This window comes from Bifidobacterium pluvialisilvae (assembly GCF_019331695.1).
GTDB classification, from domain to species: Bacteria; Actinomycetota; Actinomycetes; order Actinomycetales; family Bifidobacteriaceae; genus Galliscardovia; species Galliscardovia pluvialisilvae.
Genome location: NZ_JAHBBI010000003.1, coordinates 216,648 through 229,500 on the forward strand (window position 1 = coordinate 216,648; position 12,853 = coordinate 229,500).

The following is a 12,853-nucleotide window of genomic DNA, read 5'->3' on the forward strand; positions in this document are numbered from 1 at the left end:
AGGCACAGGAGCTTAACCAATATGACAGAAACCATCATACGTGAATCCGAGGCTTATCGGCTTCCCGCGGGATTCGAGCACTGCTCGAAGCTTAGGCCCGTCGTCGAGGCGAAGACCGCGCTTGACAGGGTCAAGGCCATCGTCGACATCCTCTACTCGCCCGGCGGTTGCCCTTGGGATGGCAGGCAGACGAATCGCACGCTGCTCAAGCACCTGCTTGAGGAGACCTACGAGTACATCGACGCCGTCGAGACCGACGATCGCGACAACATGCGCGAGGAGCTCGGCGATGTGCTGCTCCAGTCCGTGTTCCAGGCACGCGTATGCGAAACCGACCCCGACGACCCGTTCGGCATCGACGAGGTCGCCGACCGGCTCGTGGACAAGCTCATCACCCGGCATCCGCACGTGTTCGTCCCCGACGACGCCGATGGCGCTGACGGGACGCAGACCGGCCCCGAATCCCCGGAGGCCACGCTCGCCCTATGGGAGAAGGTCAAGCAGAAGGAGAAGCACCGCAAGTCCGTGCTCGACGGCATCTCGCATACGCAGGGCGCGTTCCTGCGCGCCGCGAAGGTCGTCTCGCGTGTATCGAAGTCACCACATGCCGATGATTTGTTCGAAGCGTTCGACGGACCGGACGACGCGTCGGCTTCCAGGTCCGACGCCTACGCCGACGACATCTTCGCCGTCATCCGTCGCGCGCAGGCCGACGGCGTCGACGTGGAGTCCGCGCTGCGCAACCGTCTGCGCGACGTGGAGGCCGGCATCGCCGAGCGCGAGGCCGAAGCCAGGCGGCATGGGGAGCGGTGATGAGGGTCTTCGACTTCGACGGCACCATATACGACGGCGAAAGCCTCTTCGACCTGTACTTGTTCAGCGCCCGCTACGACCTGCGGGTCTTCCGCCATCTTGCGCCCGTATTGCGATACGCCATCAAATACAAGCTGGGCAAGGCCACGCTCGAACAGATGGAACGCGGCGTGGGCAAGGTCACGGGGAAATATCTCAAGGACCTCGCCTCCTCGCGCAAGGTCGACGATCTGCGCGTCGGCGCGCTGACCGAAGCGATGAACGCCGGACTCGGCGACGACGTGATGGCCGGCGACGCCTCCGCCAGGGAACTCGAATCGATGACCGGTCCTCTCCGGGCGCTGGTCAACGCGTTCTGGGACCGCAACATGCATAAGATCAAACCCTGGTATGAGCCGCGGCCGGACGATGTGATCCTCACCGCGTCATTCGACATGACCGTGGGGGAGGCATGCCGCCGTCTCGGCGTCGGCACGCTCATTTCGTCCACCATCGATCCCCGGACGCTGACGGTCTCCTATCTCAACTTCAACACGAACAAGCCGAAACGTCTGCGCGAGGTGCTCGGAGACGACGTGACGATCGACGAATTCTACACCGACAGCGCATTCGACCAGCCCATGATCGACATGGCCCGCAAGGGGTTCATGGTCAAAGGGGATATCATCACCCGGGTCAAGTAAGCCGAACGGCCCCGCAGGACCGGCGACGAGTCACAGATACGTGCTCCAGCCGAGCTTCACGGCCAGTATGACGCCGGCGAGCACGGCGGCGGCGCGCATGATACGGGCGGGGATGCGTCGGGTGATCGGCGGGGCGATGTAGCTGCCGATGAAGCAGCCGGCGCACAGGGCGATGGCGAACGGCCAGTTCACCGAACCCCGGACGATGAACATGAGTGCGGCGGTGATGTTCGCCCCGAACCCGATGACGGTCTTCAGCGCGTTGATCTCATGGAACTCGCCGATGCGGCCGAGATCGAGGATGGCCAGTGCGAACGTGCCCGCCCCGGCGCCGAAATACCCGCTGTAGATGCCGACGAAGCATACGCCCGGCCACATCCACCACGGGTCCTTGCGCACGTCGTCCTTCGGTCTGGCCAGCTCGCGCTCGGTGGCTTCGCGGGCCTGCGCCGAATTCGGTCCCAGCGTCTTGCCCACGGAGTCGCGGGCATGGGCGCGTTCCTTCGGATTGAACGCGATGATGACCGCGCTGAACAGAATCAGCGGAGGCACCAGGTATTCGAACACGGAGGCGGGCAGTTCAAGCAGCAGCAGGCCGCCGACAAGACCTCCGACCACGCCGATGACGGCGTAGATGATGACGCGGGCCCGATGCCCATGCAGTTCCTTGCGTGCGGAGAGGCATCCGCCTACGCCGGTGCCCACCACGCCCACGGTGTTCGTGGTGTTCGACAGCACCGGAGGGATGCCCAGCGCCAGCAGTGCCGGATAGGAGACCAAGGACGACGCACCCACCGCGTAGCCGACGAATCCGGCGCCGATGCCGGCGAGCAGCACCAGCAGCAATGTCACGACGGGAACTCCGACAAGGGTCATGATAGCCTCCAGCGCATAGGAACCGTAAGGATTCCGTTAGGAATTGGTGAGGAACATCATGTGAGCATAGCCATTCGCCGCCGTCCGGTCGAATGGCTGACCGCAACGTGGACCGCGGTGTGAACGGCGCCGTCCACGTCAGCGGTATGTGTTCCAGCCAAGCACAACGGCGAGGATGACGCCGGCGACCATGGTGACGGCCCTCATCGCCACTGCGGGAATGCGACGGGTGACGGGCGGCGCCATCGCGCCGCCAATGAAGCATCCGGCCCCCAGCGCCAGGGCATACGGCCAGTTCACCGAGCCGCGCACGATGAACAGCACCGCGGCGGTGACGTTCGATCCGAATCCGATGACGGTCTTCAGTGCATTGATTTCATGGAACCGTCCGACACGCCCCAGACCGAGCACGGCGATGGTAAGCGTGCCCGCGCCCGCGCCGAAATACCCGTTGTAGACGCAGGCGAACGACACCCCCAGCCACATCCACCAGGAATCATGACGGATGTCGTCCCTTCCCGGGGCGGGGCTGCCGTCGTCGGCGATGCGCTTGCCGGGTCTGACCACGATGGTGATGGCGCTGAACAGGATGAGCGGCGGCGCAAGGTATTCGAACACGGAAGGCGGAAGCTCGGTCAGCAACAGTGCGCCCGCGGCGCCGCCGACGACCCCGATGAGCGCGTAGGCCGCGACACGGGGCGCATGGCCGGAAAGCTCACTGCGTGCGGAAAGGATGCCGCCCGCATCGGTGCCCAGCATGCCGACGGTGTTCGTGGTGTTCGCCAGCACCGGTGGCACGCCGATGGCCAGCAGGGCGGGGTAGGAGACCAATGACGCCGCTCCGGTCGCATAGCCGACGAATCCGGTGCCCACCCCGGCGAGCAGCACCAGCAGCAGCGTGACGATCGGGATTCCCGCAATGGTCATGAGGCTCCCGTCCGATAACGTCATGATGGATAAAACGCAATCGATGATAATACCCGGACGATGGCACGGACAATGTCCGGCCGTAACGTGGAACCCGGCGCTATCATCAAGAAGAAGACGCCGCGCCCGGCATGGACGTCGGGCGACGGCCGCAACCGGCAATCCGATAATCCGGATAATCACGGAAGGAACATCATGAGCACGACCACGGGAAAGCGTCTCGCCATCGTCACCGGCAGCGCCATGGGCCTCGGCTACGAGCTCACCCGCCAACTGATCGCCAAGGGCTGGTTCGTCGCCGGCATCGACTTCAACGAGAAACGGCAGGTCGAACTCTCCCGCGAGTTTCCCGCCGACGCATACCGGGGATTCGTCGGCGACGTATCCGACGAACTGTTCGTCAAACGGTCCGTCGCCGAGATCGCCGAAATCGGCCACATCGACCTGCTCGTCAACAACGCCGGGCAGCCGTCGTTCAAGGAGCCGACGAAATACGAGGCCGCCGACGTGGACAAATGCCTCAAGGGTCTCAAGGGCATGATTCTGTGGAGTGTGGAGACGCTGCGCGCCACGGGGGAGCAGGACCTCAAAATCGCGAACGTCATGAGCACCGCCGCCACGCGCGGCAACGCGAACGAGTCCGTGTACTGCGCCGCAAAATGGGGTGAGAAGGGCTACACGCAAAGCCTCAAGGCCGCCTACAAGGGCAGCGGTGTGAAGGTCGTGGGCGTGTACCCCGGCGGCATCGACACCGACTTCTACCGCGAGAGCCACGACTACGTGTCGTTGGAGAAGCAGCACACGTTCATGAGCCCGGCCGAATTGGCGCAGGTCATCCTGCTCAACCTCGTCAACGACGCCAATCTCACCGTCTCCGACATCCTCATCGAACGCAACTACCGCTGACGCCCCCGACGTGTCGGCCACCGTCTCCGACGAACGCGATCGGCGGCCGACGACCGACTATCGCCGACGGACGACGCTGTCGGCCATGCCGATGACGACGCCCGTCGCGGCCGGCGTCAGCCAGCCCAGCTGGGCGTCATACAGCGGCAGCAGGCCAAGTGCGGCATCCAGCCATGGCAGCGAGCCTCCGAACACGGCGGCCAGGCTCGAGACGCAGCCGAGCGCCGCGACCACACCGACCAACAGCACCGTCCAGAAGTACACGCGCGGGAAACGGGACGCGAACACGTGATGCGACAGGGTCAGCGCCACCAGCACGATGGCCATGGGATACAGGGCCGAAAGCACCGGAACCGACACCTTGATGATCATGCTCAGGCCGGCGTTCGACACCACGAAGCTGAACACGGCGAACACGGCGCTCCACGTTCGGTACCGCACACGGCGGCCGGCGACCACGGGGAACCGGTTCTGGAAGTACGTGCCGCATGTGGAAATGAGGCCCGTACACACGTTCAGGCAGGCGATGACGAACACCAGCCCCACGAACGCGGTGCCGAACGGGCCGAACAGGGAGGCGGTCAGGTTCGTCAGCACCGTGGCGCCGGTGTCATGCGCGGGGTCCACTGCGGCGACGGACCCGGAGACGGCGCCCACATAGGCCAGCACGCCGTAGATCATGATGAGCAGCACGCCGGTGCCGACGCCGGCGAACGCGGTCTCCCGCCGCACCTGCGACTCGTCGCCGATGCCCTGCGACCGTACGTTCGCCGAGATCACGATGCCGAAGTACAGCGCCGCCAGCAGGTCCATGGTCTGATAGCCGTCGAGGAAGCCACGTGAGACCTGCCCCTTCGTATAATCGCCCATCGGCGCGGCGAACCCGCCGGTATGGCGCACCACGCAGGCGACGAACAGCACGGCGATAAGAATCAGCAGCAGCGGGCCCATGAACCGTCCGAGCGTCTTCGACAGCCGTTCGGGATGCTGGGCCAACAGAAAGGCCACGGCGAAGAACACGAACGAATACACGAGCTGGACCAGCCAGCCGGGCGCCCCGCCGGCGAACGGCGCGACCGCCATCTCGAACGACGTGGTCGCCGTGCGGGGAATGGCGAAGCAGGGGCCGATGGTCAGGATGATGGCCATGCCCAACACCAGCGAGAACCTTGGCGAGACGCGATCCGCCAGCCGTTCGAACCCGCCGGCGAGCGACACGGCCACCACACCGAGAATCGGCAGGCCCACGGCGGAGACGATGAACCCGGCCGCGGCCACCGGCGTGCGGGAACCGGCCTGCGCGCCGACGAACGGCGGGAAGATGAGGTTGCCGGCGCCGAAGAACATCGAGAAGAACGTGAACGTCATCAGCAGACGGGCCTTGAGGCCGAGCCGCCGCATATCACGCCGCCCCCCGTCGGCATGATGCCCGGTGGCCTTCTCGATGGCTCCGTTGGTTGTTGCGGTCATCGTCCCTCCTCGTTCGGTATGCGGGTTCCCATTGTTCCGAGCGGACGACACGCAGTCAACCGGATTTTCCGAGAATTTCACCAAAGGTTCCATCATCCGGCAGCGGGACCGCGACGGGCATCGACTACGCTGAATACCACATACGGGGCATCGACGCCCCGGCACGATGCCGATAGGTGAAAGAGGTAACGGGCATGGGAATGCCATTGGATCTGTATGTCATCCGCCACGGCGAATCCGAGGCGAACGTGATCGTCAAGGCCGGCGAGCAGGGCGACAACTCGCTCTACACGCAGGACAACGTGACGGTCCCGGACCGTTCGTGGAGGCTCACGGCCACCGGCCGCAAGCAGGCCGACTGCATCGGACGCTGGCTGGTCACGCAGCAGCCGCTGTTCGACCGCTATCTGGTGTCGCCGTATGTGCGCACGCGCGAGACCGCCGCCACGATGGCGCTGCCGAAGGCCCGGTGGGAGGAGACGCGCGTGCTGCGCGAACGCTCTTGGGGCGAGATCAACACCATCACGCAGGAGGAGTTCCGCACCAACTATTCGCGCAACTGGATGTTCAAGCACACCGACCCGCTGTATTGGCGTCCGCCGGCGGGCGAGTCCATCGCCGACGTGGCCGAGGACCGCGTGCACAACCTGCTCACCTCGCTGAACCGCCGCGCCGAGGCGGAATCCGTGGTGGCCGTATCGCACGGCGACTTCATGCTCGCGCTCATGCTCACCCTGGAGGACATCTCCGACGAGGAGTTCCTGCGCCGCACCTCAGACGACGCGTGGACGATCACCAACTGCACGTGCCTGCATTATTCGCGCCGCGACCCCAGCACCGGACGGACCTCGCGGCGCGTGCGCTGGGAGCAGACGGCGCGGCCCGTGTTCAACGAGTCGATCGGCCGCTGGGAGGTGAAGGTCGACCCGTGGCGGGAATTCCAGAAGCCCATGCTCAGCAACGGCGACCTCGTGGACGTGGTCCATTCCGTCGACCCGCATCTCGAACAATACGCGAAGTGACGGGGGCGACGGGAATTCCGTCGGGCGGCGTCGCCGCCGACGTCAGGCGTCGCCGCCGACGCGCCCCTCATACCGATACAGCACCGTCCCTGCGCCGTCCGTTATGGTGACGGTCGGGCGGGAGGCGATGTCGAAGTCCGCGACGATGCCATGCCGTCCGTCGGCGCTGACCGCACGATAGACGTACCGTTCGTTCTCCAGCCGCAGCGTCTGCGTGCGCGCCTCGACCAGCCACGGATTGCGGCGGCGCAGTCCGATGAGGTCCTGATGGGCCCTATAGATCGCCTCGCCCAGGGGCGACAGCTCATCGGGGGAGTCGGGGAACATCGGACGGATGTCGTCGTCGCCGCCGAGGCATTCGCGTTTGACGCCCGTGTATCCCTGCTCGTCGCCGTAGTAGATGCTGGGCGTGCCGCCCACGGTCATGAGCACGGCGAGCGCGAGCACCGCCTTGTCGGCGCCGACCTGGCTGGCGATGCGTGTCACGTCGTGGTTGCCGATGAACGTCTGGGGCACGAACGCGTCGAGGAAGCCGTTATGCCGCCCCAGCGTCCAGTCGAGCTCGTAGTAGTTCCTCGTCTTCAGGCTTGACCACACGGCCTTCCACAGTTCGTATTCGGTGACCGAATCCATGGTGGAGTCCCTGACGATCCCCGCATAGTCGCCGTGGATCACCTCGCCGAAGATCCACGAATGCGGGTGGCGTTCGCGTACGGCGGGCAGCGTCCTCGCCCAGAACGACGGATCGACGGCGTAGGCGGCGTCAAGCCGCCAGCCGGCGGCGCCCCGGTCGAGCCAATGGTTCATCACCCCGGCCACATACCGCACGGTGGCGGGGGAGTCGTGGTCCAGGTCGACCAGACGGTCATGGCCTTCGAACACGTCCAGCACGGGGCTGCCGTCCTCGCCGGCGCGGACCTTCACCAGACCGGCCCAAGGGCTGTTCTCGTCGCCGTCGAGGGCGGCCTTCACGGCCGGATGCTCACGGCCCACATGGTTGAACACACCGTCGAGGATGATCTGCAGGCCCCTGTCGCGGCAGGCGGCGACGAGCCGGTCGAATGCCTCGTCCCCACCGAGGCGCATATCCACATGCATGTGGTCGATGGTGTCGTAGCCGTGCGAGGAGGATTCGAAGATCGGGCCGAGCAACAGCCCGGAGACGCCGAGGTCACGGACGTAGTCGAGCCACGGCACCAGCGAGTCGAGGCCGCGTCCCAGGAAACGGCGTCCGCCCTCGGGCCGGATCTGCGCGCCCACGAACCCCAGCGGATACACATGCCACCAGATGCCGTGACGCACCCAGTCAGGCATGGCGTGGGTGGGGAACGGCGGCATGGGGAGGGTGTTCTTCGGCGCATCGGCCATGGTATTCGAGACGGTCATGGGACCTCCCTTGCACTCCGGGTCCGCCGGACCGTTCCGGCGGTCATACCATCCAATGTATACCCTATGGGCGGGGCCGTCCGGCCGGTGCGCGTCCCGCGTGGCATGGACGGCGATTCGCTATAATCACACTGGTTTCACACGAACGAGCGGATGAGCGGAAGGGACGATGGCGAAGCAGGATGCGGCCGTGAGGCCGGAGGGCAAGGGAACGAGGACGGTCTCGCCCCACGTGGCGAGGCTCATGCTGCTGGTCAACGCGGCGGTATGGGGTTCGGGCTACACCATCATCAAACACATCCAGGAGACGGTGCCCACCCAGTGGATGATGACCATCCGCCTGTCCGCCGCGGCCCTGCTCATGGGCGTGATCTTCCTTCCCCGACTGCGCCGGGTGGGGCTGCACCGGCTTGTGGTCCCCGGCATCATCCTGGCGGTCACCTACTGGCTGGGCTTCCTCTTCCAGCTTAAAGGACTCGAGACCATCGCGCCGGGACGCAACGCGTTCCTGACCGACACGTACTGTGTCATGGTGCCGTTTCTCGTCTGGGCCGTCACACGTCGTCGCCCCAACTGGCAGCATATGCTCGCCGCCGCGGTCTGCATCGTAGGCATCGGTTTCGTGTCCCTGGGCGGAGGCGCGGCCATGGGCGTGCTCGAGATCGGCGCCGGCGACGTCTACACCATCATCGGGGCGTTCTTCTTCGCGGCGAACCTCGTGGCCGTGGGCATGCTCGCCAGGAAATTCGACCCCGTGGCGCTGATGTTCATGGAATTCGTGTTCGTGGCCGTGCTGTTCTTCGTCGGCGCCGCATTGCTTGAAGGCGCCCCACAGGCCGGATGGGCGCGCTGGGACCTCGTCGCCGGCTTCGCCTACCTGGTCATCGGGTCGACCATCGTCGCGCAGATATTCCAGACCGTGGCAATACGGTTCGTGCCCACCTCCCAGGCGTCGATCATCCTCAGCACCGAAAGCATCTTCGGCGTGCTCATGTCGGTGATCTTCTATGGGGAGCGGCTCACCGCATCCACGATCAGCGGGTTCACGCTGATCTTCTGCGCCATCCTGCTCAGCGAACTGCATTTCCCGAGGAAAAGGAAGACGCCGGACTCCGGATGACCCCGGCCTGTCGGGCTAATGGGCGGGGCCCTGATGCCATCCGGCGATCAGAAACACGCGCGTCGGATTCGCCGGCCGCACAATCGCGGCGAACAGCCGTTCGAACCCCGACGTATCCCCGGTGTATGCGAGGCGCTTGGCGGAACGGTAGTCCTCGACGCCGACCGGACCCCAGTCGAGATCCCAGCCTGCGCTGTGGGCGAGACGCGAGGCGAACACGCGCAGCGTCATCGCATTGCCATAGGCGAAGGGATGCAGATATCCAAGCTCGTCGTAGAAATGCGCCAGCCGGGACACGAACACCCCGCGGTCGAGGGCGTGGAGATTACGGGCCTCGGCGAGCTCCGCGGCGATGTTGGCCGCACCCGTCTCCAGCAGCGCGCACGGGAAGAACGCCTGGGAGCTTGCGGCGATCGACCCCGATGCGCCATAGGCGTCGGACGCCGTGTCATGGGAGCGCAGCGCGCCGGCTCCGTCAAGCACTCCGTCGAACAGGGTGCGGTGAATCGTTCGCAGCTCCTCCAGATCGCCGCTGAAGGGAGCCGGATGCTCGGCGAGCAGCAGCCCCCGCACGAAGACGGCGTCCGCGCAGTCGGCAAGGTCGTCGCCATCCGTTCCGCACCGGTCGACGAATTCGTCGATGCCGAGGCGTCCCCGCTCATACTCGCGGGCGAGGGCCATGGTCCGCCGGTCGATCGTCATTGATTCAAGCGCGCAGTTCCTGGCGGAGAAGGCCACTGCGCTCATACGTTCCGCTGGCAACATAATTCGATGATAGACCATGACCGTCCGGTGCGATGGCATGGGCATACGTTGGGGCCGATGGCATACGGAACGCGAAAGGGTCCTGCGGCCGTCGACACGGCCGCAGGACCCTGGTGGAACCCTGTTCTCGTTATCGTTGCTCAGGAATCACTTGGTCAGCAGCGGGTCGAGCACCGCGCCGGCCTCGACCTCGTAGATCAGGTAGGTGTCGTCGAACGGCAGGTTGAACAGCTGGCGCTTGGCGCCGAACTCGTCGCGCTCGCCGACGAAGTTGATGTTGGCATCCTTGAAATCGGGGTGGTCCTTGCCGATGAGCAGGGCGGCATCGCCGAGAGCCTTGGTGACGCCCACGAGGGACTTCGCGCCGGTGGCCTTGTCAACGACCTTCACCACAAGATACAGATTGTTATCGGTTGCCATTGGTTCGCTTCCTTCTCTGTGAATACGGAATTCACCTGTAATAGTACGTAATTACGGCGGACGAATATAGGACGGTGGTCCACGTCCCGAAAGCGGTGTTCCAGTATCTGGAACATTGGTGCTCCTCGGACAGGATACCGTGACTGTGGAACATTATCCGCGCGTCGTGGACGGAGGCTATGCCAGTCCGGCGGCGATCTTCATCGCCAGCACGCGCTGCGCCGACCGGTCGACGGCCTTGGCGAACGAGGGGTCGGACTTCGCCTTGTCGATGATTCCCTGAAGTATCGTCGCGACCGTGGCGGTGTCGCCGATGCAGACGAGGTCGCCGCCCGCCGCGATGAAACGTGTGCCGAGGTCCTTCGTCGGAATGCCGCTGACCGCCTGGGCGGACATCGAGTCCGACGTCACCACGCCCTGGAAGCCGAGCTTGGAGCGCAGGTAGCCGTCGATGATGGTCTTCGAGAACGCCGCAGGCTGCGACGGGTCTATCCGCCGATAGGTGGCGAGCGACATCATCACCATCTCCGGCTTGGCCTTCAACGCCTCCGCGAACCCGACCGTCTGGCCGCCGCCCAGCGTCGTGACGGTGTCGGTGATGCCCTCTGTGGTGAAATCAGTGTTGCCGGCGACGGCACCCAGACCGGGGAAGTGCTTGACCGTCGTCATCACGCCGGACGACCTCATGCCGGCGATGAACGCCGCGGCGTGGCCCCCGTTGCCTGCGGCGTCCAGACCGAAGTCACGGTCCAGCGCCCCGATCGGCGCGTTCTGCGCGCGGGAGGCCGTCTGGACGGTGTCCGCCACCGGAGCCAGATCGGCGTTCACGCCGGCAGCCTTGAGCTGGGCGCCCCATGCCGCCGCGGACTTCCGCAACGTGGCCGTGGCGGATTGGCCTTGCTCCAGTGCCGAGGGCATAGTGTCGAACCCGGTGCCGGTCAGATGCTGGACCTGACCGCCCTCCTGGTCGGTGCAGATCAGCAGCTTCACACCGTCCGTCGTGTATCCCTGCACGGTTCCCGTGGCTTGGGAGACCGAGGCGGTGCCGCCGCTCCAGTTGCCGATGAGCACAATGGACCCGACGTGCCGGTCGACGACCAGCGACCTGACCGTCGAGGGGGAGTCCCCGGCGAACAGCGGCGCCATGATGAGCTGGCCCGCCTTCTCCTCGAGGCTCATCGACGTCGCCATCGCCTTCGCCCGTGTGGCGGCATCGCCCGTGTCCGTGCTCGCCGAGGCCGAGGCCGCGGGGGTCGACGGCTTCGTTGCTGTGCGCGACGGCGAGGGCGTCGACGTGCCGGTGGATGCGGAAGGGGAGGCCGTCGAATTATTCCCCGACGAATTATTACCCGAGGGAAACAGCGGCATGGTGCATCCCCCGGTCGCGAGAACCATGACGGCCGTCGCGAAAAGCGCCGTGAAACGAAGCGGAAGATGTGATGAGCGAAGTGGGCTGTCCATGGATTCCTTGATAGCACGCCCCCGGCCCAAGTCCGGAGGCGCATGGAGACCGGCCCCATCATGGCATCCGGCGTGGCATTGCGCGGTGAGCGTGCTGCACGGAACACCATGTCGTCCGGTGTTACCCTAGGGATGAGAAGACACGCATGAGTGAATGCCATGGCCGATCCGCCATGGATCGGCGCGTTCACGGCCGACACGCCGACGAATTGGCGCGTTCATGGCGCGCAGGGGTTGTTTGAGGTGATGAGGATGATGTCAGGATTCGACCGCTTCCGTGCGGGCCACGCGAAGGAGACGACAGGGGAGGCCCGGTCCCGGTCGCGCGGCAGCGTGCTGGGGCTGGTGATTTCGTTCCTGCGACTATTCGACAGGACTACGAGGATTCTCATCGTCGCATGCCTCGTTGTCACCATGGCGTCCCTAGGTGTGCTCATACCCCGGGGATCGGCGCCCCTCATGGCCGATTCTTCCGACGCGCCGTTGGCCGTGGAGGCCGCCGACATCCGGGAGACGCCCGCCGCCTCCACGAAGCGGGCCCGTGCGGTGCCGGCGCCTGACAAGACCCCGAAGACGCCTTCGTGGCAGCTGCCCACCGGTGGCACGCACATCGACCTCGGCAAAGTGAGGAACCTGCATCTTGTGGTCTCCCTCAGTCGCCAACGCGTCTACGTGATGAGCGGCAACCATGTCGTCTATACGATGATCTGCTCCACAGGCATGCGCGGATCGACCCCGAAGGGCGACTACCGCATACAGAACCGGGGCGGCGATTTCTTCAACGAGCGAGAGAACATGGGCGCCAAATACTGGGTCTCATGGGCAAACTACGGTGAATACCTCTTCCACACCGTGCCCACCGACAGGAAGGGCAGGTACATCGCATCGGAGGCGGAGAAGCTCGGCAGGCCCGCGTCGCACGGATGCGTGCGCCTCAGCGTCGCCGACGCGCAATGGCTGTACAGGCAGCTGCCGGAGGGCACCCCGGTATCGATTCGGTGACG

General features: G+C 65.3%; 13 protein-coding genes. 6 read left to right on the top strand and 7 right to left on the bottom strand.

Annotated elements, in window-relative coordinates; genetic code table 11:
- Positions 1-21: 21 nt before the first annotated feature.
- Positions 22-813, top strand: a complete 792-nt coding sequence (locus KIH77_RS03790) for a nucleoside triphosphate pyrophosphohydrolase (RefSeq protein ID WP_219099769.1) — start codon at positions 22-24, stop codon at positions 811-813.
- The gene (locus KIH77_RS03795; protein WP_219099770.1) at positions 813-1,496 is read left to right on the top strand and encodes a haloacid dehalogenase-like hydrolase; all 684 of its coding nucleotides are present in this window, start codon (positions 813-815) and stop codon (positions 1,494-1,496) included. Before KIH77_RS03790 ends, KIH77_RS03795 begins: the two co-directional genes overlap by 1 nt.
- A 30-nt stretch (positions 1,497-1,526) precedes the next feature.
- Here KIH77_RS03795 and KIH77_RS03800 read toward each other — a convergent pair whose 3' ends face one another.
- Both KIH77_RS03800 and KIH77_RS03805 read right to left on the bottom strand, forming a co-directional pair.
- Entirely contained in the window at positions 1,527-2,372 is an 846-nt protein-coding gene (locus tag KIH77_RS03800) for a sulfite exporter TauE/SafE family protein (protein WP_219099771.1), read from the bottom strand.
- A gap of 138 nt (positions 2,373-2,510) precedes the next feature.
- Positions 2,511-3,299 carry a sulfite exporter TauE/SafE family protein gene (locus KIH77_RS03805; RefSeq protein ID WP_219099772.1) on the bottom strand — a complete coding sequence of 263 codons (789 nt, stop codon included), beginning with the start codon at positions 3,297-3,299 and terminating at the stop codon, positions 2,511-2,513.
- Positions 3,300-3,494: 195 nt separating this feature from the next.
- Between KIH77_RS03805 and KIH77_RS03810 the strand changes: the two genes are divergently transcribed.
- Positions 3,495-4,205: an SDR family oxidoreductase gene (locus tag KIH77_RS03810; protein ID WP_219099858.1), complete on the top strand. Its 711-nt coding sequence runs from the start codon at positions 3,495-3,497 to the stop codon at positions 4,203-4,205.
- 57 nt (positions 4,206-4,262) lie between these two features.
- On the opposite strand, the gene brnQ is transcribed toward KIH77_RS03810, so the two are convergent.
- Positions 4,263-5,606 carry a branched-chain amino acid transport system II carrier protein gene (gene brnQ / locus KIH77_RS03815; protein WP_219099859.1) on the bottom strand — a complete coding sequence of 448 codons (1,344 nt, stop codon included), beginning with the start codon at positions 5,604-5,606 and terminating at the stop codon, positions 4,263-4,265.
- A gap of 263 nt (positions 5,607-5,869) precedes the next feature.
- On the opposite strand from brnQ, the gene KIH77_RS03820 reads away from it, so the two are divergent.
- Complete coding sequence (locus KIH77_RS03820; RefSeq protein WP_219099773.1) at positions 5,870-6,697, top strand: histidine phosphatase family protein; 828 nt, start codon at positions 5,870-5,872, stop codon at positions 6,695-6,697.
- A gap of 42 nt (positions 6,698-6,739) precedes the next feature.
- Here KIH77_RS03820 and KIH77_RS03825 read toward each other — a convergent pair whose 3' ends face one another.
- Positions 6,740-8,011, bottom strand: a complete 1,272-nt coding sequence (locus tag KIH77_RS03825; protein WP_219099860.1) for an alpha-amylase family protein — start codon at positions 8,009-8,011, stop codon at positions 6,740-6,742.
- A 241-nt stretch (positions 8,012-8,252) separates the two neighbouring features.
- Between KIH77_RS03825 and KIH77_RS03830 the strand changes: the two genes are divergently transcribed.
- The gene (locus tag KIH77_RS03830) at positions 8,253-9,203 is read left to right on the top strand and encodes a DMT family transporter (protein WP_219099774.1); all 951 of its coding nucleotides are present in this window, start codon (positions 8,253-8,255) and stop codon (positions 9,201-9,203) included.
- 15 nt (positions 9,204-9,218) lie between these two features.
- On the opposite strand, the gene KIH77_RS03835 is transcribed toward KIH77_RS03830, so the two are convergent.
- From KIH77_RS03835 to KIH77_RS03845, 3 genes are all read right to left on the bottom strand, one after another.
- A complete protein-coding gene (locus tag KIH77_RS03835) occupies positions 9,219-9,950 on the bottom strand; it encodes a Fic/DOC family protein (protein WP_372445353.1) in 732 nt (243 codons plus the stop codon).
- Between the two features lie 165 nt (positions 9,951-10,115).
- Positions 10,116-10,388: a hypothetical protein gene (locus KIH77_RS03840; protein ID WP_219099776.1), complete on the bottom strand. Its 273-nt coding sequence runs from the start codon at positions 10,386-10,388 to the stop codon at positions 10,116-10,118.
- Between the two features lie 177 nt (positions 10,389-10,565).
- On the bottom strand, positions 10,566-11,756 hold the full coding sequence (locus KIH77_RS03845; RefSeq protein ID WP_236024443.1) for a glycoside hydrolase family 3 N-terminal domain-containing protein: 1,191 nt from the start codon (positions 11,754-11,756) through the stop codon (positions 10,566-10,568).
- A 252-nt stretch (positions 11,757-12,008) separates the two neighbouring features.
- Between KIH77_RS03845 and KIH77_RS03850 the strand changes: the two genes are divergently transcribed.
- Positions 12,009-12,851: a L,D-transpeptidase gene (locus KIH77_RS03850; RefSeq protein WP_219099778.1), complete on the top strand. Its 843-nt coding sequence runs from the start codon at positions 12,009-12,011 to the stop codon at positions 12,849-12,851.
- Positions 12,852-12,853 lie beyond the last annotated feature (2 nt).

Excerpts from the sequence above, each read along its gene's own strand:
- KIH77_RS03790 (WP_219099769.1), top strand. The coding sequence starts at position 22 with ATGACAGAAACCATCATACGTGAATCCGAGGCTTATCGGCTTCCCGCG.
- KIH77_RS03795 (WP_219099770.1), top strand. The coding sequence starts at position 813 with ATGAGGGTCTTCGACTTCGACGGCACCATATACGACGGCGAAAGCCTC.
- KIH77_RS03800 (WP_219099771.1), bottom strand. The coding sequence starts at position 2,372 with ATGACCCTTGTCGGAGTTCCCGTCGTGACATTGCTGCTGGTGCTGCTC.
- KIH77_RS03805 (WP_219099772.1), bottom strand. The coding sequence starts at position 3,299 with ATGACCATTGCGGGAATCCCGATCGTCACGCTGCTGCTGGTGCTGCTC.
- KIH77_RS03810 (WP_219099858.1), top strand. The coding sequence starts at position 3,495 with ATGAGCACGACCACGGGAAAGCGTCTCGCCATCGTCACCGGCAGCGCC.
- brnQ (WP_219099859.1), bottom strand. The coding sequence starts at position 5,606 with ATGCGGCGGCTCGGCCTCAAGGCCCGTCTGCTGATGACGTTCACGTTC.
- KIH77_RS03820 (WP_219099773.1), top strand. The coding sequence starts at position 5,870 with ATGGGAATGCCATTGGATCTGTATGTCATCCGCCACGGCGAATCCGAG.
- KIH77_RS03825 (WP_219099860.1), bottom strand. The coding sequence starts at position 8,011 with ATGCCTGACTGGGTGCGTCACGGCATCTGGTGGCATGTGTATCCGCTG.
- KIH77_RS03830 (WP_219099774.1), top strand. The coding sequence starts at position 8,253 with ATGGCGAAGCAGGATGCGGCCGTGAGGCCGGAGGGCAAGGGAACGAGG.
- KIH77_RS03835 (WP_372445353.1), bottom strand. The coding sequence starts at position 9,950 with ATGAGCGCAGTGGCCTTCTCCGCCAGGAACTGCGCGCTTGAATCAATG.
- KIH77_RS03840 (WP_219099776.1), bottom strand. The coding sequence starts at position 10,388 with ATGGCAACCGATAACAATCTGTATCTTGTGGTGAAGGTCGTTGACAAG.
- KIH77_RS03845 (WP_236024443.1), bottom strand. The coding sequence starts at position 11,756 with ATGCCGCTGTTTCCCTCGGGTAATAATTCGTCGGGGAATAATTCGACG.
- KIH77_RS03850 (WP_219099778.1), top strand. The coding sequence starts at position 12,009 with ATGGCCGATCCGCCATGGATCGGCGCGTTCACGGCCGACACGCCGACG.